At 63.1% G+C, this 22,109-nt stretch carries 19 protein-coding genes; 11 read left to right on the top strand and 8 right to left on the bottom strand.

Annotated features, from left to right (window positions below; translation table 11 throughout):
• Positions 1-53 precede the first annotated feature (53 nt).
• Genes QP363_RS08570 through QP363_RS08555 form a run of 4 tightly spaced genes read right to left on the bottom strand, consistent with a single transcriptional unit; the run spans position 54 to position 5,357 of the window.
• The gene (locus QP363_RS08570; protein WP_284764012.1) at positions 54-1,034 is read right to left on the bottom strand and encodes an LLM class flavin-dependent oxidoreductase; all 981 of its coding nucleotides are present in this window, start codon (positions 1,032-1,034) and stop codon (positions 54-56) included.
• Positions 1,035-1,037: 3 nt separating this feature from the next.
• Positions 1,038-2,378: a branched-chain amino acid transport system II carrier protein gene (gene brnQ, locus QP363_RS08565; RefSeq protein WP_070644568.1), complete on the bottom strand. Its 1,341-nt coding sequence runs from the start codon at positions 2,376-2,378 to the stop codon at positions 1,038-1,040.
• A 38-nt stretch (positions 2,379-2,416) separates the two neighbouring features.
• On the bottom strand, positions 2,417-3,514 hold the full coding sequence (locus QP363_RS08560; RefSeq protein ID WP_201829297.1) for a MalY/PatB family protein: 1,098 nt from the start codon (positions 3,512-3,514) through the stop codon (positions 2,417-2,419).
• Positions 3,515-3,524: 10 nt separating this feature from the next.
• On the bottom strand, positions 3,525-5,357 hold the full coding sequence (locus tag QP363_RS08555; RefSeq protein ID WP_284764010.1) for an ABC transporter ATP-binding protein: 1,833 nt from the start codon (positions 5,355-5,357) through the stop codon (positions 3,525-3,527).
• A 90-nt stretch (positions 5,358-5,447) separates the two neighbouring features.
• Here QP363_RS08555 and QP363_RS08550 point away from each other — a divergent pair, with 90 nt between their 5' ends.
• Both QP363_RS08550 and idi read left to right on the top strand, forming a co-directional pair.
• Positions 5,448-5,984 (top strand): hypothetical protein, encoded by a 537-nt coding sequence (locus QP363_RS08550; RefSeq protein WP_070644571.1) that lies wholly within the window; start codon positions 5,448-5,450, stop codon positions 5,982-5,984.
• Positions 5,981-6,505 (top strand): isopentenyl-diphosphate Delta-isomerase, encoded by a 525-nt coding sequence (idi, locus tag QP363_RS08545; protein WP_201829301.1) that lies wholly within the window; start codon positions 5,981-5,983, stop codon positions 6,503-6,505. The genes QP363_RS08550 and idi overlap by 4 nt, the downstream gene beginning before the upstream one ends.
• Positions 6,506-6,515: 10 nt before the next feature.
• On the opposite strand, the gene QP363_RS08540 is transcribed toward idi, so the two are convergent.
• Positions 6,516-7,787: a carboxylesterase family protein gene (locus QP363_RS08540; protein WP_201829303.1), complete on the bottom strand. Its 1,272-nt coding sequence runs from the start codon at positions 7,785-7,787 to the stop codon at positions 6,516-6,518.
• 174 nt (positions 7,788-7,961) lie between these two features.
• On the opposite strand from QP363_RS08540, the gene QP363_RS08535 reads away from it, so the two are divergent.
• The gene (locus QP363_RS08535; protein ID WP_168163674.1) at positions 7,962-8,117 is read left to right on the top strand and encodes a hypothetical protein; all 156 of its coding nucleotides are present in this window, start codon (positions 7,962-7,964) and stop codon (positions 8,115-8,117) included.
• Between the two features lie 12 nt (positions 8,118-8,129).
• Here QP363_RS08535 and malQ read toward each other — a convergent pair whose 3' ends face one another.
• A complete protein-coding gene (gene malQ / locus QP363_RS08530) occupies positions 8,130-10,229 on the bottom strand; it encodes a 4-alpha-glucanotransferase (RefSeq protein WP_284764007.1) in 2,100 nt (699 codons plus the stop codon).
• 93 nt (positions 10,230-10,322) lie between these two features.
• Here malQ and QP363_RS08525 point away from each other — a divergent pair, with 93 nt between their 5' ends.
• Complete coding sequence (locus tag QP363_RS08525; protein ID WP_070717403.1) at positions 10,323-12,164, top strand: long-chain fatty acid--CoA ligase; 1,842 nt, start codon at positions 10,323-10,325, stop codon at positions 12,162-12,164.
• A 125-nt stretch (positions 12,165-12,289) separates the two neighbouring features.
• Positions 12,290-12,970 (top strand): hypothetical protein, encoded by a 681-nt coding sequence (locus QP363_RS08520; protein ID WP_070446689.1) that lies wholly within the window; start codon positions 12,290-12,292, stop codon positions 12,968-12,970.
• A 162-nt stretch (positions 12,971-13,132) separates the two neighbouring features.
• Here the strand turns inward: QP363_RS08520 and QP363_RS08515 are convergent, their stop codons facing one another.
• A complete protein-coding gene (locus QP363_RS08515; protein WP_284764004.1) occupies positions 13,133-14,200 on the bottom strand; it encodes a CNNM domain-containing protein in 1,068 nt (355 codons plus the stop codon).
• Complete coding sequence (locus tag QP363_RS08510) at positions 14,200-15,573, bottom strand: hemolysin family protein (protein WP_284764001.1); 1,374 nt, start codon at positions 15,571-15,573, stop codon at positions 14,200-14,202. The genes QP363_RS08515 and QP363_RS08510 overlap by 1 nt, the downstream gene beginning before the upstream one ends.
• 142 nt (positions 15,574-15,715) lie before the next feature.
• Here QP363_RS08510 and hemW point away from each other — a divergent pair, with 142 nt between their 5' ends.
• From hemW to ybeY, 6 genes are all read left to right on the top strand, one after another.
• A complete protein-coding gene (gene hemW, locus QP363_RS08505) occupies positions 15,716-16,864 on the top strand; it encodes a radical SAM family heme chaperone HemW (RefSeq protein WP_284764000.1) in 1,149 nt (382 codons plus the stop codon).
• Between the two features lie 704 nt (positions 16,865-17,568).
• Entirely contained in the window at positions 17,569-18,603 is a 1,035-nt protein-coding gene (gene hrcA / locus QP363_RS08500; protein ID WP_070525541.1) for a heat-inducible transcriptional repressor HrcA, read from the top strand.
• Positions 18,604-18,657: 54 nt separating this feature from the next.
• Positions 18,658-19,800: a molecular chaperone DnaJ gene (dnaJ, locus tag QP363_RS08495; protein ID WP_070644578.1), complete on the top strand. Its 1,143-nt coding sequence runs from the start codon at positions 18,658-18,660 to the stop codon at positions 19,798-19,800.
• Positions 19,800-20,540, top strand: a complete 741-nt coding sequence (locus QP363_RS08490; RefSeq protein ID WP_070710539.1) for a 16S rRNA (uracil(1498)-N(3))-methyltransferase — start codon at positions 19,800-19,802, stop codon at positions 20,538-20,540. The genes dnaJ and QP363_RS08490 overlap by 1 nt, the downstream gene beginning before the upstream one ends.
• Before the next feature lie 10 nt (positions 20,541-20,550).
• Complete coding sequence (locus QP363_RS08485; RefSeq protein ID WP_070446683.1) at positions 20,551-21,516, top strand: PhoH family protein; 966 nt, start codon at positions 20,551-20,553, stop codon at positions 21,514-21,516.
• Positions 21,513-22,088 carry an rRNA maturation RNase YbeY gene (gene ybeY / locus QP363_RS08480; RefSeq protein ID WP_070446682.1) on the top strand — a complete coding sequence of 192 codons (576 nt, stop codon included), beginning with the start codon at positions 21,513-21,515 and terminating at the stop codon, positions 22,086-22,088. Before QP363_RS08485 ends, ybeY begins: the two co-directional genes overlap by 4 nt.
• Positions 22,089-22,109: the final 21 nt, after the last annotated feature.

Here is a 22,109-nt window from a genome sequence, read left to right as displayed (position 1 = left end):
TAGAACAACGCTGTGACGGGCAAAGATGTGCGTACGCGCGCCTGCGCGTACGCCTACATCTGCCACGCTTGTGCCAGGTTTGCCATATTACCCAACGCTGCCTTGTGGCTTGTGGATTGCAGGGAGATCATGAGCTCATCCGCCTGAGCCAACTTCTGGAAGTCGGTGAGGTACTCGCGCACGTGCTCTACATTTCCAACGGCGGAGTACTGCAGCATGCTGATGATCTGCTGGCCCTGAGGGGAGTCGATGATGCGGGCGACGTCGTCGTCGCTGAGCTGCCTGCCGCGGCTGACGAAAGCCTTCACGCGGCGGAAGCAGACCTTTTCGAATTCCTCCTCGGCGTCACCCCCCGCGGTGACGTTGACGCCGGCGATGACATAGGGCTCGGGGTGGGCCTCGGAAGGCTGGTAATTCTCGCGGTAATAGGCCGTGGCGGCTTCCAAGTGCTGCGGGGCGAAGTGCGAGGCGAAGGCATAAGGCAGGCCATATTTGGCGGCCAGGGAGGCGCCGAAGAGCGAGGACCCGAGGATGTAGATCGGCACGTTGGTGCCGTGGCCGGGGATGGCCTGCACACCGGGGACGAGGGATTTTCCGGAAAGGTAGCCCTGCAGCTCCTTGACATCCTCAGGGAAGCGCTCGGCGGCATTTCTATCGCGGCGCAGGGCGCGGCCCAAAGTCTTCATATCGGTGCCGGGTGCGCGGCCCAGGCCCAAGTCGATGCGGCCGGGGTAGAGCTCGGCGAGGGTGCCGAATTGTTCGGCGATAACATAAGGCGCGTGGTTCGGCAGCATGATCCCGCCGGAGCCCAATCGGATGCGCTCGGTCTTTGCACCAATGTGGGCGATGAGAACCGCCGGGGCGGAGGAGGAAATAGAGGGCATGTTGTGGTGCTCGGTGTACCACATGCGCTCAAAGCCCAAGGCCTCCGCCTGCTGCGCCAGCTCGACCGACCTGGCCATGGACTGGGAAGGAGATTCCCCCGGGTAGATGGTGCAGAAATCGAGGATGGATAGGGCGGCGCGGGGCGTCATGAACTACTCACTTTTCTTCGACGAGGATGTAGATACAACGTCGATGATAACGCCGATGACGAATGCGAGGAGCGTGGGAACTACCCAGCCCAGGCCAACGTCTTGGCCAGGGGAGAAGCCAAGCGGGGCGCCGAAGGAGGTGGCGGCGGACCACAGGACGGAAACCCACAGCGCCAGGCGGAAGCCCCAGTAGAAGGTGACCCACTTCTTAACTGCTGGTTGCAGAAGCGTCAGCGCGATCAGGGAGATAGCCGGCGGGTACAAGAACACGATGAAGGGGACCGCGATGGCGAGCACCGTATCCAGGCCTTGGAAGGCGAAGGCGATGGACAGCGCGGTAAATAGGCAAGCCCAGAAGTGGTAGGTGGTCTTCGGCACGAGCAGGGCGAAGAACTCCGAGGTGGCGGAAATCAGGCCCACGGCGGTGGTCATGCATGCCAGGATGACGATGGCGGAGAAGACGGCCTGGCCGACGTTGCCCATGGTGAGATTGGAGGCGTCGGCAAGCAAGGCGGCGCCGGAATCATAGGAGGAACCATTCGGCATGGTTTGGCCGATCCACGCCAGGCCCAGGTAGATAGCGGCAAGCAGCGCGCCGGCGATGACGGCGGAAGTGATGGTTCCGCGCAGCAGCGCACGGTCAGTAGAGAAACCTTTGGAGCGCAGCGAAGTCACGATGACGATGGAGAATGCCAGGCCCGCGATGGCATCCATGGTGTTGTAGCCCTCGAAGAGGCCTGTGACGAAGGGCGCGGAGGCGTACTCCTCAGTCGGGGTGCCGGGAACGCGGGGGTTGGCCAGTGTGGCCAACGTAATGAGGGCGGCGAGCAGGATGACCAGCGCCGGGGTGAGGAACTTGCCCAAGGTGTCGATGATGTTGTTGGGGCGCCAGGCCAGGGCTAAAGCGATGAGGAAGAAGACGACGTTGAAGGCGCCGTTGGCAAAGGTTCCCTCCCAGCCAAGCAGCGGGGTAATCGCGGTTTCCATGGATACCGCGCCGGTACGCGGCAGGGCGTAAAACGCGCCGATGGCCAGGTAGGCGATGACGGAGAAGGCCACGCCGAAGATCTTGCCGCCGTGGTTTCCGATATCCCGCACGGACTGGCCGGAAATGGCCACCGCGATCACCGCCAAGACCGGCAGGGCTACGCCAGCGGCGAGGAAGCCCATGGTGGCCGGCCAGAAGTTGGTGCCGGAGGAGACACCGACCTCCGGCGGGAAGATGAGGTTGCCCGCTCCGAAGAACATGGAGAAGAGCATGAGGGAGGCAACGATGACGATGCCGATGGGGGAGCTCGTCTTCGAAGCGGACTGGGCGGGGGCCTGAACGTCATTAATGGACATTTTTCTAAGGATAATGCCCATGACATGAGATGTAAATTTTAGCTAAATGCTTTCTCCAGCCGGTCGAGTGCCTCTTCGAGCAGCTCACGGGAGGTTGCAAAATTAAGACGGGCATGATGCTCACCGCCCGTGCCGAAGGTGACACCCTCATTGAGGGCTACCTTGGCGTGCTCGCGCACCCAGGCCGCAGGCTTCGGGTTATCCCCAATGGCGGTCTCGCTAAAGTCCAACCACAGCAGGTAGGTGGCCTGCGGGTGGGAAGTCTTGAGGCCCGGAACGCGCTTGGGTAACTCCTCCACCAGCCAATCGCGGGTCTTCTTCAGGTACTCAATCTCCTCGTCAAGGAACTCCCCACCGTGGCGGTAGGCAGCCTCCGCAGCCAAGACACCGAGCGTGCCGGTGCCGTCCTTAGCCACGCCGGTCAGCGAGTTCCAGCGCTCGACATCCGCAGTATTGGAGAAGATCACCTGCGCGCACTTCAAGCCCGCGGTGTTCCACGCCTTGGACGTGGCGGTGACGGTAATAACGCGGTCGGACAAGGCGCCGAGCGGGATGTGGCGGCCTTCGTAGACGAGCGGGGCGTGGATCTCGTCGGAGAGGATGCGGGCATCGTATTTATCTGCCAGCTCCACGAGCCCCCGCAGCCAGTCCTCATCAAAGACAATGCCGAGCGGGTTATAGGGGTGGGAGAGCAGGATGGAGCCGGCGCCGGCCTTAAAGGCGCGCTCGATATCGTCGAGCTCCAGCGAGGTCTCAATCTTCTCGCGCCCGGCGGTCTCCGGCAGCTCCAGCAGCGGCGGGTAAGAGGGGACCGGCACGGCCACCGCGCCCTCGGTGAAGTACTGCACGCCGAGCAGCAGGCCGCGCACCACATCCCCGATCCAGAAGACGTGTTCTGGGCGCCAGCCATAACGCGCTTCATAGAAATCCGCTAGCGCCGCGTTGAGCTCAGAGGCCTTGGGTGCCGGGGTGTAGCCGAAGGACTCGGCGTCGACAGCCTCTTGGATGGCCTCCTTGACCGCCGGTGCGGTGAGGAAGTCTGATTCAGCGATCCACAGTGGAAGGATGTCCTCGTCATAGACGGTCCACTTGCGGGTGCCGCGGGCAGAGAGTTCTTTCAGGCTAGGGAAATGCATGCGTCCCACCTTACTCGTCGGTGGCTTGGACGAATCCGTATTTTTTCAACCGTTGGCGGTCGGCGGCGGAGGCGGATTGGGTCAGCCGCAGCAGCTCGGCGTAGATGCCGCCCGATTGCGCCAGCTCCGCTGGCGCGCCAATCTCGGAGATGCGGCCGCGGTCTAGGGTGATGATGGTGTCCACGTCCGCGATGGTGGACAGGCGGTGCGCGATGATGAGCGTGGTGCGGTTCTTCATGAGCTCGTCCAGACCGGCCTGCACGGCGCGCTCAGCCTTGGTGTCCAGCGCCGAGGTGGCCTCGTCGAGGACGAGGATGGGGGCGTCCTTCAGCATGGCGCGCGCCACGGCCACGCGCTGTTTCTGCCCGCCGGAGAGCTTGAGGCCGCGCTCGCCGATGACGGTGTCGTAGCCATCGGGGAATTCTTCGATGAAGCCGTGTGCATTGGCGCGCTTGGCGACGTCCACGATCTCCTCCATCGTGGCGCCCGGCTTGCCATAAGCGATGTTTTCCCGAATGGTGCCGGAGAAAAGATAGGACTCCTGGAAGACCACGCCGACTGAAGCGCGCAGGCGCTCCGCGGTGAGCTCCGCGGCGTCGTGGCCCAGTACCGTCAGCTTTCCCTCCGTGGGTTGGTAGAGGCCTAACAGTAGGTTGACCAGGGTGGACTTGCCGCCGCCGGACTCGCCGACGAGCGCGACCTTGTGGCCTTCTTGGGCGGCGAAGGTGATGTCGGCGACGACCGGCTTATCCGATTCATAGGAGAAGGACACGTCCTCGAAGGCGAAGACCGGGCCTTCTGCGGGGCGCAGCGGCTTGGCCGGGGTGAGGTCGAGCTCCGGCACGTCGGAGGTTTCAGCGGCGGCGACCAGCTGCGGGTTGACGGTGGGCTCCGGGATTTCCTCCATGACCTTGAAGTAGTCCTTGGAGCCGGCGATGGCGCGCTGGCTGACATCCACGATCCAGCTCATCATGAACACCGGCTGCTTGGCCATGTTCACCAGCTGCAGGAGCATGACCATGTCACCGATGGAGAAGTGGCCCTCCAAGGTGCGCCAGAAAATCAGGCCATAGATGCCTAAGAAGATCAGCGCCATGGCCGCGCCGCGCGCGGTGTCCATGGAATGCCACCAGCGCGACTGCGGCTTCGTCGTATCCACCACCGTGCGGTAATGCGAACCGAAGGAAGCTAGCTCGCGGGCCTCGGCGACGAAGGACTTGGTCACCTTCACCTGTCCGATGACCTCCGCGAAGCGCCCATTGGCCACGTCGATGTTCTCGTTCTTAATGGCCTCAAACTTTTGCCAGCGCTCCGAGGTCAGCGCGGTGAGCCACATATAGATGGGGAAGAGCGCAGCCAGCAGGATGGCCAGCGGCCAGTAGTACACCGCGGTGATGACTAGCACCGCCGCGGCCTGGATGAGCATGACGAAGAAGTTATTGGAGAAGGACTGCAGGAATTGCGTGATATTCGCAATCGAGCGGTCCAAGCGCGCAATGATGGTGCCGGTAACCTGGTTGTCGTAATAACCTTGCGGCACGGAGAGCAGCTTGGCAAAGTAGCGCGTCGAAAGAATCTGGCGCAGGCGTGCGACCATCACATCGCCGATATAGCCGCCGATATTCTTCACCACGTTGCCCAGCGCGTCCGCCACAAAGAGTGCTACGACCCACCACAGAATGGTGCGCAGTGGTCCGCCTGCGACGACGGTATCGGTGGCTTCGCGGAGGATGAAAGGTGTCAGCAGCGACAGAATCGCGGTGACTGACGCGGTGATAAGGACGCCAAGATAGAAAGGCCACAGAGCGGAGGCGCTGCGGACGATGCGGAGAATAGAGTTCATCGCCGGCCGATGTTACGCCCTTAATAGGAATATCCAACCCGTCGACTAAGGTAGGGGAGAAACCGAAATCGTGATGGAAAAGGATCCGCGGTGAAGAAATACCTCCCCCTAGCGTGCGCCCCGCTGTGCCTGGCTGCCTTGTCAGGCTGCAGTATCCTCCAGCCGCCGGACGTGGGCCCGCAGGACAACATCGTGGTCTCCAGTTCGGAGCCGCCGACCTTTGAGGCCAAGGACGTGGACGCTCACGAGGTCACCTCCGACTTGGCAGCCCCCGTTAAGGACGAGGGCCTCAACGTGGAATTTGAGCTGCAGGGCCTGTACTCCGGCGGTGGCGGAACGGTGCTGACTGTGAAGATTCACAACCTCAACGAGGTGCCGATGCCTGTCGACGCCCTCCCGGAACCCACCCTCGAGCGTGCCGACGGCAACGGCGGCTGGGCCACCGTGGATTCGATTGATGTTGACCCCGCTGTCCACCCGGATGTGGCCGCGCCGGGCCTGGATCACCCGCTGGGCGCCGGTGCGTCCACCAACCTTCAATATGTCTATAACGTTGCCCCAGGCAACCTCTGGAACGCGCGCTTTAGCATTGGCAACGTGCGCTATGTAGGAGACCTCAATCTATGACGGAACTCGTCGTTCTAGCTTCGCCGGAGGGCACACCCGCCGGCACCGCTGACAAGGCCGCCGTACATACCGCGGATACCTCGCTCCATTTCGCCTTTTCTGCGTGGGTGGTGCGCGATGGCCAGCTGCTGCTGACCCGCCGCGCCCTGTCCAAGCTGACCTGGCCTGGCGTGTGGACCAATTCCTTCTGCGGGCACCCGGGCCCGGATGAGGAGACTGCCGCCGCCGTCGTGCGCCGCGGCCGCTTCGAGCTTGGCCTGAGCGGCACGCCGCGTTTGGTGCTCCCGGACTTTGCTTACCGTGCCGTGGATTCTTCTGGCGTGGTGGAGAATGAAATCTGCCCGGTCTATCTCTTCGAAACTGAAGATGATCCGGCGCCCAACCCCGACGAAGTCGATTCCTTCGCGTGGGCGCCAGTGCGCGATGTGCTCGCCGCCGTCGACGCCACGCCGTTTGCCTTTAGCCCGTGGATGGTGGAGGAACTGACCCACGAACCGCTGCGCGCGGCCCTCTTGGCTTAATGCCCCTGGATCAGAGCAGGCTGCCATCCTGGGCGAAGGCCGCCGAAATATAATCCAAGCTGGCGTAGGCCACGCGGTTCTCGTCGTTATCCAGGTTGTATTCCCAGATAGCGTGCTCGGGGCGGTAGGCCTCGAAGCCGGGCTCGCCGGTGCGCACAAAATCTTGTAGCCACTGGGCCAGAGGCGTTCTGCCGAAGAGCGGGCGCAGCTCCTCGCAGTGCAGGGCTGGGCCCGAGGAACGGATGAACTCCACCATCCAGGTCTTACCCGGTGCCTTCTCCGCTACCTCTGCAGCCCAGCGGCGGATGATGGCATCACCCACCATCCGGCCCATTGGGCGCTCCTTGTCCATGTGCTGCGCCACCTGATACCAAGGTTGGAAACCATTGCGGGGAAAGCCAAAGCGCGGCGCCGCATAGCGCAGGATGAGGCCGCGGAACGGGGAGCGGTCAATCTTCCGTGTGGCCGGGATGTTGTAGAACTCGTCGCGGGTACTGCCGAGGATGAGGGGGACGTCGGCAAGCTGCCCACACTCCAGGGGCGTGGGGCCCAGCGCCATATCGAGGCTGTACTTCTTGCGGAACTTGGCGTAGCCGGCGGCAAGCTCCTCTTGGCTCATCGCCGCAAGCGAGGAACGCGTGATGGGCTTCTTCATCACCTGACGCAGGGTGGCACTGCGCTCCTCGAAGGTCTCCCGCGGGAAGCCCGGGGAGAGCGCTAGTGCTCGGCGAAAGGCCCCGCGGTAGTGGTCCCGCCGACACAGCCACAGCACGGCGTTGGCGCCGGCGGACTGGCCCAAGATGGTGACGTTGGTGGGATCCCCGCCGAAGGCCTCGATATTGCGCTGGATCCATTCCAAGCCCAGCTGCAGGTCCTCGATGGCGCGGTAGCGGTCGGGCTCATCATCACGGAAACGGGCAAGCCCCGGCAGGCCCACGCGGTAGCCCAGCTGCACGTGGACGATGCCTGCCTGTGCGGTGGGCGTGCCCTCTGCACGGGGATCCTCGTGGGAGCCGTGCTCGTAGCGGCCGCCGTGGATATAGACCAACGTGGGCGCCAGTGACGTGGTGCGGCTGCCGGGTGCGGGGGCGGTGATGGTGAGCGCGACCTTCTCTGGGTGCGGGGTGCGTGCATCCTGGTCACGGGGCGGGGCAGGTTCGGGGTTCTCGAAATCCCCCGGGATATGGGAGTACTCGATGGAGTGAAAGTGGGCCACGTCCTCATCGAGGTAGCCGGTGATGGTGCCCGCGGGGCAGGTGACGTCGAAAGGTGCACTGCTCATGGTGAACAGGCTACCCTGAGGGCATGGAATGGCTCGTGCAGGCGCCAGTGTGGGCGCAAATGGCGGTGCTTGCCGTCACCGCAGTGCCGGCCGCAACCGTGATGGGGTGGGGGTTGATGTGGGCCATCGACCGCGTGTACACACTCGTGGAGGGGCGGACTAGGATAAATGACCATGACTCCCGATGATCACCGCGAAGGCCTGTGGGACCCCGAGCGCTCACAGCCTTCTCACCGCAAGCGCGCACTACCCAAATCCCGAGTGAGCGTGACCCTCTGGTTGATGATCACGCTCATCGTCGTGGTGGCCATCGTCGGCGTCGTCCTTTAGAGGGACGACGCTTTAGCGTTGGGTGCCCGGACGTTGGGCGGCCTGGGCGAGGCGCTGGTAGAGCTCCTGCTTCGGTAGATCTTCCAAGAGCACCGGCTTGCCGGCGGTATCGCACAGCGGGATGCACCAGTTCGGGTACTGATCTTTCGTCGTGCCCGGCTGGTTCTGTGCGCGCACGTCACCGACCATGTCCACCACGTTGGTGACCGTCAGCGCCGAGGGAGTTCCCGCAACATAACGATGCAGGGCGACGAGCACGTCCTCTTCGCTCTCGCGGTTCTCCAACATGCCATAGGCCTGCAGATTATCCTTGACCTTTTCTTGCCAGGCGCGGTCCTCGGCTACTTCTTCCGCCACGGGGCGGGTCAAAAGGCCTAGGCGGGCACGCAGCTCGATGTGGTCGCCGCGCAGGTAGGCGAGCGTCGGCGGCAGATCGTGCGTGCCCACCGAGGACATCGCCATGTGGCGATATTGGTCCTGCGGGCGCGGGGTGGGACCGTCCTCGGCGTGCTCAAACCAGATGATCGTGGTGCCCAGCACGCCCATATCGCGCAAGGCGTTTTGGACCCACGGTTCCAGGGTGCCCAGGTCCTCGCCCACGAGGACCGCACCGGCGCGCTCAGCCTCGAGTGCGAGGATGCCGAGCATGGCCTCCCAGTCATAGGTCACGTAGGTACCGTTGAGCGGGGTGGACTGGCGCGGGATCCAATACAGGCGGAACAGGCCCAGCACGTGGTCGACGCGCAGGCCACCAGCATTGCCCAGCATTGTGCGCAGCAAATCACGCCATGGCTCGTAGCCGGCTTCCGCCAGGCGGACCGGGTGCCACGGTGGCTGGGACCAGTCCTGGCCCTGCTGGTTATAGTCATCCGGCGGGGCGCCCACCGAGCATTGCGGGGCGAGGTATTCCGCCAGATTCACGGCATCGGCACCAGCGGGGTGGATACCTACGGCCATATCGGTGATGAGGCCGATGCTCATGCCGGCCTCGAGCGCGCGGCGCTGGGCGGCATCCAGCTGCTCATCGCAGAGGAATTGCAGCCACGAGTAGAACTCGGCTAAGTCGTTGACGTCGAGGCTCAGCGCGTGGCGGCGTCCACTGTGGCGCGAAAGCTCAGTCTCTGCACACCACAGCGCGAAGTTGCGCAGGCCGCGGCCCTCGCGGCGCTGGTACTCACTAAAAGCGGTGCGGCGCTCCGGGGTCATCCCCTTGCTGAAGAGCTCCTGCAGGACCTGCAGCTTGGCTTCGAAGATGGAATCACGATCAATCTCTTCTGCCGACCGGTTGCGCTCGCGGAACTCGGCGGCGAGCTCGGCCACATCATCCTGAAGTTCTGGGCTGAGCAGCTTCAGCTCTGGGACATCTTCGATGCGAATATAGATCGGGTTGATGAAGCGCCGGGTGGTGGGCAGGTAGGGCGAATCCTCCACTGGCGGAATCGGCTCGCCCGCGTGCAGTGGGTTAATAAGGAGGAAGTCATAATCCGGTGCCAAGGTCTCCGCCAATTCGGCGAGGTCACCGAAGTCACCCATGCCCCAGGACTTCTCGGAGCGCACCGAATACAGCTGCGCCATCGCGCCCGCCGCGGGGCGGTCAAGGTAGCGATCCGCAGTGCTGAGGTGATTGGGCACCACGATGAGCGGGCACTCGTGCTCGCCGATGCCGGGCGAGGACAAGCGCAGCTTGTGGAAGCCTAAGGGCAGGTCCCCGGGGACGTGGAAACTGGCTTCGCCCCACATGGTTCCGGCGACGTCGGCAGCCGGGGCGTCGTTCGGATCCTGGTAGGTCGGCCGAGTCTCGCCGTTCTCCAGCTCGATGGTCACGGTGACGGGGTCGCCGTCGTGGACGTGGACGGCAAAGGACTTTTCGGCGCCTTCGCGGGCCACCACGCAGGGCGGCAGCGGGCGGGAGGCGCGTTCGAGGTAGTCCTCGAACAAGGCCTGGGTTAGCTCTTCATCGTCCGGACGGTCGGAGATAGAGACGCCGAGTGCGCGCAGCGTATAGGTAATTGTCTCCTCGCTGACGTACACGGGCTGTCCGTTCTGGGCGGTGTACTCGCAGGCCACGCCGTGGCGTTGGGCAAGTTCTTGAAGCAGATCACGGGTAGTCACGTCCCCCAATTGTGCCACGCCCTTGCTGCGCGCGGGAGAAATCCGGTTGGTAGAGTGGGCTGGAATTTAATTTTTGTGGGAAAGGACACAACTGTGACTTTGAATGAAGCGCATACGAAGGCGGAGTTCGAGATCAAGGACGGCGAAACCTGCCTTACCGCGATGATGGCTACGGCGCACGCCCGCCCACATGGCGTGCTGTTTACCCGCCCCGCGAACTATGAGTGGGTCAACGTGACCGCTAAAGAATTCGTGGAGGAGGTCTACGCGGTGGCCAAGGGGCTCATTGCTTTCGGCGTGGAGCAGGGCGACCGCGTAGCCCTTATCTCTACCACCCGCTATGAGTGGTCCCTGCTGGACTACGCCATCTGGGCGGCCGGTGCTATCTCCGTTCCGGTGTACCCCTCTTCGTCGATGTCCCAAGTCCAGTGGATTATCGAGGATTCCGGTGCCATCCTCGCCATCACGGAAACCCGCGAGCACTCCGAGCTGGTCAAACACCTGAAGCTGCAAGAGGATGGCACCCCACAGTTGCACGGCTCTCCTTCCCAGCTGCGCCGCATCCTAGAGATCAACTCTTCCGCCATCGATACTCTGAAGTTTGAGGGCCGCGATGTCAGTGACGATACCGTCGACCAGCGCATCGAGGCCACGGGCACCGATGACGTCGCCTCGTTGGTCTACACCTCCGGCACTACCGGGCGCCCCAAGGGCTGCATGCTGACCCACCGCAACTGGCTCGCGGAGGCCCGCGGCCTGCTGACCAACCCCATTGGCGCCATCGCCGTGCCGGGTTCCCACGTTCTGACCTTCCTGCCCTTGGCACACGTCTTTAGCCGCGCGGTGTCGCTGGCGGTCACCATCGGCGGTGCCTCCCAGAACCACTGGTCCGACTTCAGCACCATCACCATCGAATTCGCGCGCTCCCGCCCGAACCTGATCCTGGGTGTGCCGCGCGTCTTTGAGAAGGTACGCAACGGTGCCTCCGCCAAGGCCCACGGTTCTTCTGCGGTCAAGGGCGCCATTTTCGATCGCGCGGAGAAGGTCGCTATCGAGTACTCGAAGGCGCTGGATACTCCGGAGGGGCCTAACCGTGTCCTTAAGGCCAAGCACAAGGCTTTTGACAAGCTGGTCTACTCCGCCATCCGTCAAGCCATGGGCGGCGACGTTAAATATTGCATCTCCGGTGGTTCGGCCATCTCGCAGGATTTGCTGCACTGGTACCGCGGCATCGGCGTGACCATCTATGAGGGCTATGGCTTGACGGAGACCGCCGCGGCCGCCGCTGTCGACTTTGTCGATCAATCCATCGGTACCGTTGGTCCGCCACTGGGCGGAACGACGATGCGCATTAACGACGATGGCGAGATCATGATCAAGGGCGATATCGTCTTTAAGGGCTACTGGCAGAACGAGGAAGCCACCGAGAACGCCCTGCAGGACGGTTGGTACAACACCGGCGACCTGGGTGAGATTGATGAGGATGGCAAGCTCGTCATCACTGGCCGCAAGAAGGATCTCATCGTCACCGCTGGCGGCAAGAACGTCTCTCCTGGCCCGATGGAAGATATCCTGCGCTCCCACCCGCTGATTTCCCAAGCCATGGTGGTCGGTGACGGCAAGCCGTTCGTCGGCGTGTTGCTCACCCTGGATGAGGATGCGCTCAAGCGCTGGAAGGCCGATCACAACATCTCCGCGACCAAGGGAATGCGCGAAGTAGCGGCTGATCCGGCGCTGCGCGCGGATATCCAGGACGCCATTAACCAGGTCAACGCCACCGTTTCCCACGCGGAGGGTATTAAGAAGTTCGTCATCCTCGACCAGGACCTCACCGAGGAAAGTAACGAGCTCACCCCCACGATGAAGGTCAAGCGCTATGTCGTGGCGCAGCGCTACGCAGCGGATATTGAGCGCCTCTACGCCGGCAAGAAATAAGGCTGGATGGAGTCTGTGAATTCCTTCGGAGTGTCGCGCAGCCGAATGGGTGGATCTCTAATAGAGTCAGCGGGGTCAGAAAAACTCTAAACCTCAACTAGAGGTTCTCACGGAAAGGGCAGCCTATGCACAAGATCGCAGCCGAGCTGCGCCACCGTGAGCTGACCCAAGAAATCTATAACATCGGCGATGAAGTCGTTGACTACATCGAGCACCTCATCGAGGCCATTGAGGACTGGGACGATGAACTCGCCCTCGACTGTCTGGCCGAGCTGGGGGATATCGTCGAAGACGCCCGCGTGGATTCTGGGCGTTGTGTCGGCGAGCTCATCGGCTTGCGCCACGCGCTGGTCTCCGGCCTGAAGTCCGGCACCATCTCCGCTGCCTCCTCCGGTGACAATGATGTGGAGGAGCCGAAGCAGCTTACCGCCCGCGCGTTGGCTGAGGGCTTGCCCATCTCCGGCCCGCCCGTTGTGGTCTCGGAGCTGGCGGAAACCCTGCGTGGCCGCACCGCCGCGGTGGCCGCCTATTTGCGCGAGCTGGTCGAGTACGTGCTGGCGCAAACCGACGCGGTGGCTCGCAACCTCGATGTTGTCTCCCTGCCGAACCTGTACAAGCGCGCGGGTGAATCTTCACTCATCGCCGTGCAGGCTTGGCGTCACACTGTCGTGGAGGCGCACCCCGCTTATGTGCGCACCATGCGCGGGCATAACCCGCCGCCTTTCTTGGAGGAGCGCGCGCGTATTGACGCCGTCGTCGCCCGTGTGCGCGCCAAGCGCCAGAAGAAGGCCGCCACGACCGCATAGTCGCCGCATCACAGACTTCCTTGTTGCCAACACACAAGGATTACCTAAGAAGAGCGCCGCCGAGATTCCCTCTCTCGGCGGCGCTCTTCGCTGCTAGTGTGGCACGAATAACTTTGCGTGCCACCGTCTAGCTTCGTGTGCCAGGGGCTTAGCGCGTACGCGCTAAGCCCCTGGGTTCTTGGTGGCCGGCGCGGCCTGGTCCAGCTGCTCCGTAATCTGCGGCCACAGCTGGCCCATGATGTCATCCCAGGTGAGGATCCACACGGTCTTGTCTTTGGTGGGTTTGCCCACCATGACGAGCTGCTCGTTGCGGGCGCGCATCTGGTCCAGAGTCTTCTGCACGGTGGAGGAGGAGCCCACCGCCAGTGCTGGGCGGGAGAAATCCAGCACCGGGGTTTCCGGGTCCGCGAGCAAGGTATCGCGCACGTGAACGATGCGCGGGATGCGCGAAGTACGCGGGTAGACCAGCACACGCATGATGGACTTGCGCACCACCAGATCATGAAGTTCAGCCACGGTAGCATCGGAGGATAGCGGCAGGATTTCCGAGCCGTGCTCGCGGGCCAACTGGGCCGCAGTGGCGGCTTCCAGTTCGATGACGCCGGTGATCTGGTTGGCGGAGTCATCGTCAAGCGTGCCCGTCAGGCGCGAGTGCTCGACCAAGTGGCGAAGGGTCTCCGCGTCATAGCCGGCCGCACCAGCGCGGTCGACAGGTTCCTCGCCGGTCATCGTCACCAGCTTGTTGGCCATCTTGTTGATCCAGAGCAGCAGCGGACGGAAGAGCCAAATGAAGCCGCGGGCAGGCACCGCGATGAGCTGAAGGGCGGTCTCCGGGTGGGCGATGGCCCAGGACTTCGGCGCCATCTCACCAATGACCAGGTGCAGGAAGGTCACCACGAAAAGGGCCAGCAGGAAGGAAATGACGTCAGCAACGCCCAGCGGCAGGCCAAGGGCCTCCAGTGGGGTCATAAGCAGGTGATGGACCCAAGGTTTGGTCACCGCACCGAGGACGAAGGTCGCGGCGGTAATGCCCAGCTGGGCACCGGCCAGCATGACGGTCAGCTCATTCAGCGAGCGTAGGCCCGCACGCGAAGCCGCCGAGGATTCCGCAGTCTCCTCCAAGCGGTTGCGGCGCGCCCCCATGAGGGAAAACTCGATGACCACGAAGAACGCGGAAGCAGCGATGATGAGAATAGTGACAAGGAGGTTAAACCACCAGGTATCAGTCATTAGTCATCCTCTCCTTCCGGGAATTCCTCTACCAGCTCGAGTGCCAGGACGGAGGGCACGTGGCGGTCGATTTCCTCGACGCGCACGTTGAGCGTGCGGATGGGGGCTTCGTCACCATCGACCCAATCTTCCGGTTCGGCCTCGAGCTCGATGGAGAGCTTTTCACCCTCGTCCGGTAACGTGCCGGAATGCGCGATGAGCAGGCCGGCGACGGTTTCGAAATCGCCCTCCGGCAGGTCGTGGCCAATGGCGCGCTCGACCTCGTCGATGGGGGTGTCACCGTCGACGATCCAGTGCGTCTCGTCCTGCTCGGTGATTTCCTCGGTCTCTTCGAGGTCGTGCTCGTCGGTGACATCGCCGAGGATTTCCTCGGCCAAGTCCTCCATGGTCACGATCCCGACGAAGCCGCCGTATTCGTCGATGACGCAGGCGAGTTTCTCGTCGGCATCACGAAGCTCCGTGACGACGTCGGGAAGCGGCATGAGCTCCGGCACCACCACGGGTTCCTTCATGATTTCCCGGGCCGGGGTGGCCAGGGGCAGCTGACTGCCCAGCACGTCGTAGAGGTGCACCACGCCGATGGGATTGTGCTCATCGTCGATGATGGGGTAGCGGGTGTGGTTCTCCGACATCATCTCGCGCACCTCACCAATGGTGGTCTCCGGCTCGATGACATCCACGCGCGAGCGCGGAATCATGGCGTGTTCCACGTCGTGCTCGGGGAAGTCGAGGAGACGGTCGAGGACCAGGTAGGTGTCCTCATCCAAGTCGCCGGCCTCGTGGGAGGCATCCACGATGGACTCCAGGTCATCGGTGGTGGCAGATGAATCGACATCCTCCACCGGCTCGATACCGAAGACCTTGAGAAGGGCATTGGAGGAATACTCGAAGAAGTGGACGAGCCAGCCGAAAATCTTGAGGTACCACATCGTGGATGCGGACAACCACAGCGCTGACTTCATGGGTGCGGCGATGGTGTAGTTCTTCGGGAAAAGCTCGGCGAAGAGCATCGTGAGAACTGTCGACACCGCCAGCGCGGTCACCGTGCCGATGGCGACAGACACGCCCGTGGGCACGCCCACGCCGCCGAGCAGCTGGCCCAGGCCTTGGCCCACGAGGGGTTCGGCCACATAACCAATGAGCAGGCCCGTGATCGTGATACCCAGCTGCGCGCCGGAAAGCATGAAGGAGGTCTTTTGGGTGATCTTGAGTGCGCGCTCCGCGGACTTATCCCCCGTCGCGGCGCGCTGGCGCAGCTGCGTGCGGTCCACCGACATGAAGGCGAATTCCTGCGCCACGAAGTAGGCGTTGGCCACGATAATGAGAGCGATGACGGCGAAACCCGCCAGAATCATCAGGATGGCAGATAACACGGCTTACCCCACCGCCTTACGTAGGCGGCGGGGACATCGACTCGGAGGTTCCACTTAAAAGAGGCCTTTCTTCACTAATCGGGGTGGCAAATCTGCACTATAGACTACCGCTTTAACGGCGCTGTCGGATACTTTGTTCCCCATGGATCCCTTTGGTCTCTATATTCACGTCCCCTTCTGTGCCTCCCGCTGTGGCTACTGCGACTTCAACACCTATACCCCGGGTGAGCTGGGAGGGGATCTGACCAGCGATTATCTGGCTGCGCTGGAGAAGGAACTGGAGATGGCGGCGGCCCAGGTGGGCCGTGAGGCCGAAACAGTTTTTATCGGTGGCGGTACGCCGAGTCTGCTGGGTGCTGAGGGCCTGGGCCGTGTCTTGTCGAAGGTCCGCGATACCTTTGGCCTCGCCCCGGGCGCGGAGGTCACCACGGAATCCAACCCGGAATCCACTTCGCCGGAGTACTTCGCCGGGCTTCTCGACGCCGGCTTCACCCGCCTCTCCCTGGGCATGCAATCCGCCTCGCCGGGGGTGCTCGCCGTGTTGGAGCGAGCCCACACGCCGGGCCGCGCCTTCGATGCCGCGCGCGAAGCCATCGCTGCGGGCTTTGAGCACGTCAACCTCGACATGATTTATGGCACGCCGACTGAAGAAGATGCCGACGTTGCCCTGACCTTGGAGCGCGCCCTGGAGACCGGGGTGGACCACATAAGTGCGTATTCGCTCATCGTGGAGGATGGCACGCGTATGGCCCGCAAGGTGTCCAAGGGCCTCCTGCCCGCACCGGATGAGGACGTGCTGGCCCGGCGCTATGAGATGATCTCCTCCACGCTCGAGGCCGAAGGTTTTGAGTGGTATGAGGTGTCCAACTGGGCCAAGCCGGGCGGGGAGTGTCAGCACAACCGCATTTACTGGGTGGACAGCAACTGGTGGGGTGCGGGCCCGGGCGCGCATTCGCACTTAGGCAACGAGCGCTTCTATAACGTGAAGAACCCGCGGACCTACATCAAGGCGGTAGGCGAGGGCGAGTTGCCCATCAAGGAGCGCGAGCAGCTCACGGAGGCTGACCGTCATACCGAGCGCATCATGCTGGGACTGCGCCTGCGCGAGGGCATTCCTGCGTCCTGGCTCGCGCCGGCGGCGGAGCCCGTGGCCGCGCGGTTCATCGAGCGCGGCCTGCTCGAGCGCGCCGGTGACCGCCTTCGCGTGACCAAGGCAGGCCGCCTGCTCGCGGACGGCATCATCACCGACCTCCTCGTCGCCGAAGATACCGCCGAAGGCACCGCTCGCTAGGGGGCTTGCCCCGCCTGCGGGCCGACCTCCGGATCCGCATCAGCTGGCTCATTAGCGGCCGTACCCTGCTCGTGGCCTGTCCTCAGCCTTCCGCACATGGTTCCAGTGGAAAGGCTCCGGTCGGAAGGTTCGTTTGGGGGTAAGCAAACCTTCCTTAGGCTGCTAGAAGGTTCGTTTGGGGGCAGGTAAACCGTATGACCTGAGCCATCTGAGTAGAACCATCTGTGTGATGCAACCGCGAAGCCGCGAAGAAGTGGCCAAGCCTTGGCCTTTCGATACCGAGGAGACATAGTGACTTAAAGTTAGCCCCGCTGGGAATTTGTTAGTTTTGCTCCTGTCGTCGGGAAGTTTGATAGCGGTGTTAGTCGGTGTTAGTTTCTCTCTCCACGTCGAGAAACCTGTTAGTCGCTTTCGATACGGTTAGTCTTTTAAGTGGTCCTTTTAGTTTGGTCCCGTTAATTTGGTCCGTTTACGGCGAAAAGGGACCATCTATCGCAGGAAATGGGCCCGCAGATGGTCTCTTTGTCCTCAAAAGAGACCAGACTAAAGGGACCATCAGTTTTCGAGCCACCTGGAAGCGCATGATGGACGCTTCTAAGAACGCACTTTGGAACCTGCGGGAAGTGGTGGCGGGCTACCAGCGCACCGAGGCAGATTGGCACCAGCTTCCACACTTGCCCGCCAGAACGGATAGCCTTAAAGACATGTCTAGCTCCACCGATGCCCGCCGCCAAGAGGTCCTGCGCGCCATCGTCGCGGACTACATCGCCTCGCAATCGCCCGTCGGCTCCAAGGCCCTGCTCGAGCGCTACCAGCTGGGCGTGTCCTCGGCGACGATTCGCAATGACATGGCCGTGCTCGAAGCCGAAGGCCTCATCGCCCAAGAGCACGCCAGCTCCGGGCGCGTGCCCACGCAGAAGGGCTACCGCCAGTTCGTCGATACGCTGCACGATGTTAAGCCGCTTTCCAAGGCCGAGCGCCGCGCCATGCTCACCTTCCTCGAGGGCGGCGTGGATTTGGAAGACGTGCTGCGCCGCTCTGTCCAGCTGTTGGCCCAGGTAACTAAGCAAGCGGCCGTGGTGCAGATGCCTAACCTCAAGGTCTCCCGCGTGAAGCACTGCGAGGTCGTGGCACTCTCACCGGTGCGTCTGCTCTTGGTGTTGATTACGGATAATGGGCGCGTCGATCAGCGCAATGTGGAGCTCGATGATGTCATCGACCCCGAGCAGACCCACCGCCTGCGCGATATCCTCAACACCGCCCTGGAGGGCAAGACGCTCACGGAAGCCTCGGTGGAGCTGGCCGCGCTTGTCGACGACTCCCCGGCCGATATCCGCCCCCATCTTCTCAAGGCCGCGACGACGCTGATTGAGACCCTCGTGGAGCAGCCCTCCGATCGCCTGATCATGGCGGGCACCTCCAACCTCACCCGCGTGGCCCTGACCGAGGGTTTGCCCTCTATCATCGAGGCTCTTGAAGAACAGGTCGTGGTGCTGAAATTGCTGGCCCGCGTGCCGGACCTGGGCAATGTTTCAGTATCTATTGGCGAGGAAAACGAAGCCGATGAGCTGCGCCAAACCTCTGTCGTAGCTACGCGCTATGGATTCGGCACAGGCTCGGAGGCCGCAGCACTTGGCGGGTTAGGTGTGGTGGGTCCGACGTATATGGATTACTCGGGAACAATCTCCAAGGTCTCCGCCGTTGCACGCTATGTGAGTGAAATTTTGGCGGGCGAGTAAGCTGGCCCGTCGGATTAGATTTAGTATCAACGAGATATAGAAGGATGACAGTACGTGGCTCGTGACTACTACGGCATTCTTGGTGTAGAAAAGTCGGCGTCCGACGCCGAGATTAAGAAGGCCTACCGCAAGCTAGCGCGCAAGTACCACCCGGATGTGAACCCGGGCGATGAGGAGGCCGCGGAGAAGTTCCGCGAGGCTTCCCTTGCACAGGAGGTTCTGCTGGATCCGCAGAAGCGCCAGGTTGTGGACATGGGTGGTGACCCCATGGAGGAGCGCGCGGCCCAGGGCGGCGGCTTTGGTGGTTTCGGTGGCGGCGGCCTCGGGGATATCTTCGCCGAGTTCTTCGGTGGGGGAGCGGCCTCCCGCGGCCCGCGTTCCCGTGTGCAGCCCGGCGATGACGCGCTGCTGCGCACCACGATTACCCTCGAAGAGGCTTATAGCGGAGTGAAGCAGCAGGTCAAGGTCGATACCGCCGTGGTCTGTGACCGTTGTGAGGGCTCTGGTTCTGAGTCCAAGTCCAAGCCGGTGACCTGTGATCACTGTGGCGGTATGGGCCAGGTTCAGGAGGTCCAGCGCAGCATGCTGGGCAACATGATGACTACCCGCGATTGCCCGAAGTGCTATGGCTTCGGCGAAGTAGTCACCGATCCCTGCGGCCACTGCGGTGGCGATGGCCGCGTGCGCAAGCGCCGCGATATTACGGTGAACATCCCCGCCGGCATTGGTGATGGCATGCGCATCCGCATGGCTTCCCAGGGCGAGGTCGGCCACGGCGGCGGCCCCGCTGGTGACCTCTACGTCGAGGTACACACCGAGCCGCACCCCGTTTTCGAGCGCAATGCTGATGACCTGCACCTGACCGTGCGCGTGCCCATGGTGGATGCAGCTCTGGGCTCTTCCTGCACCGTCGAGCAGCTCGACGGCGAGGAGCTCACCATCGATATCGCGCCGGGCACCCAGCCGGGCGAATCCATCACCCTCCAGGGCAAGGGCATGCCGCGCCTGCGCACCGACGGATTCGGCAACCTCCACGCTCACGTGGATGTGGTGATCCCGACGGACCTGGATAAGAAGACCCGCGAGGCCCTCGAAAAGGTCCGCGCCGCCGGCCACGGAGGCACCGAGGTCCACCATGCCGGGGATGGCCAGGGCGAATCCCTTTTTAGCCGCTTCCGCGATAAGTTCCGCCGCTAATGTCTTTACCCGTCTTCCTCCACCCGGATCTTTCCCTCGCGGAGGTCAGCCAGCCGGTGGGCCTCGATGGTGCGGAGGGCCGCCACGCGGTCACCGTCAAGCGCATGGGCCCAGGGGAGCACTTGGTCCTGATCGATGGGTCCGGGCGCCGCGCTACCGCCACCATCACTGATACGCAGGGCAAGGACACGCTGGTCGCGCTTGTCGACGACCTCGCGATCCTCCCCGAACCCTCCCCGAGGGTGGTCGTGGTCCAGGCTATCCCCAAGTCTGAGCGCGCCGAACTCGCCGTCGACCTGGCTACCCAGGCCGGGGCGGATGAGATCATCGCCTGGCAGGCGGATCGCTGCGTGTCCAAATGGGATGCCAAGAAGGCCCCGAAGGCGCTAGCGAAGTGGGAATCTGCAGCCGTGGCGGCGGCGAAGCAATCGCGCCGAGTGCGCGTACCCGCGGTGCGCGGCCCGCTTACTACCCGCCAGCTGTGCCAGGAGATGTCCGGCACCCGCGCCTTGGTCCTCCACGAGGAAGCTCAAGCGCGGCTCAAGGATCTGGAGGACCTCGACTCCACCGGAACCATCTACCTGCTGGTGGGGCCGGAGGGCGGTATCGGCGCGGAGGAACTAGCTCGCTTGCAAGAGGCCGGTGCGACGGCGATCAAGTTGGGGCCGGAGGTGTTGCGGACGGCGTCGGCAAGCATGGTGGCCTTGGCCAGCATCGGCACCCTGACCGCGCGCTGGTAGCCTTTTGGGCGTGCCTATTATCACCACCAAGTTTGATCTCGATTCCGCCTACCTCGCCACCGTGCTGGGGCCGGCGGACGATAACCTGCGCGTTTTGGGCAACCTCGTGGGCGTGGACCTCTTTGCCCGCGGGACCACAGTTACGGCTGCCGGCCCGGATTATGAGGTGGCCCGCGCACGCAAGGTTTTAGAGGAGCTCGAGGCGATTGCACGCCGCGGCCATCCGGTGAGCACGGATACCGTGAAGCACACCCTGGACCTTGTCACAGTGGATGCTCCAGCCTCCGTGTCTGAGACGCTTGCGGCCGATATCGTCTCGCGTCGCGGCAAGGCCGTGCGCCCGAAGACGGTGGGGCAGTCGCGCTATGTGCAGGCCATTGACGAGAACACGATTGTCTTTGGCATTGGTCCGGCCGGTACCGGTAAGACCTACCTGGCGGTGGCCAAGGCCGTCCAGGCCCTGCGCGCCAAGCAGGTCAGCCGCGTCATCTTGACCCGCCCGGCCGTGGAAGCAGGGGAGAAGCTGGGATTCTTGCCTGGCACCCTCAATGACAAGATCGACCCCTACCTGCGCCCGCTCTACGACGCTTTGCGGGACATGATCGACCCGGAGATGATTCCGAAGCTCATGGAAGCCGGCATCATTGAGGTCGCCCCCTTGGCCTATATGCGTGGCCGCACGCTCAACGATGCCTTCGTCATCCTCGACGAGGCCCAAAACACCACGCCGGCGCAGATGAAAATGTTCCTGACGCGTTTGGGCTTTGGCTCCACCATCGTGGTGACCGGTGATATCTCCCAGGTGGACTTGCCGGGTGGCCAGGTCTCCGGTCTGCGCCTGGTGCGCCGCATCCTGAAGGGCGTGCCGGATATCCACTTCGCGGAGCTGGGCTCTGCTGATGTGGTGCGCCACCAGCTGGTCGGGCGCATCGTGGAGGCCTACGACAATTTTGCTGAGCAGGAGGAGAAGAAATGAGCATCGAGTTTATCAACGAGTCCGGCTATGACGGCGTCAACGAGGAGATGCTGATCGACGTCTGCTCCTACGCCCTCGGCCGCCTCGACGTGAATCCGGATGCCGAGTGCACCATTACCGCGGTGGACCTGGACACCATCGCGGAGCTGCACGTGCGCTGGATGGACCTGGAAGGCCCGACCGACGTGATGAGCTTCCCCATGGATGAGCTCACCCCGGGTGCTACAGGCGGGCGCCCCGACGCAGCGGAGGCCGGACCGGCCATGCTGGGTGATATCGTACTCTGCCCGGAGTTTGCGCAGCGCCAAGCCACCGCGGCCGGCCACTCCCTGGGGCACGAGCTGGCTCTGCTCACCGTGCATGGTTGCCTGCACCTGCTGGGCTATGACCACACGACTGCGGCGGAAGAGAAGGAAATGTTCGGCCTGCAGAATGAGCTGCTGGCGGACTGGTACGAGGACTTGGCAGCACGCGGCGTGAGCTACCAACCTAAGCCTTCTGGCCCGAAGGCCTTCCCGGATGCCGCCGAGCGCGCCGAGCTGGACAAGGAAGTACCCGGCGGCGGCATCTAAAGTGGCCCGGCGCGGGCTTGG

It is taken from the genome of Corynebacterium sp. UMB6689, from assembly GCF_030215295.1.
In the GTDB taxonomy this organism is placed as follows: domain Bacteria; phylum Actinomycetota; class Actinomycetes; order Mycobacteriales; family Mycobacteriaceae; genus Corynebacterium; species Corynebacterium aurimucosum.
The sequence above is the reverse complement of the archived record's forward strand: the minus strand, read 5'-3'. Positions and strand labels throughout refer to the sequence as shown.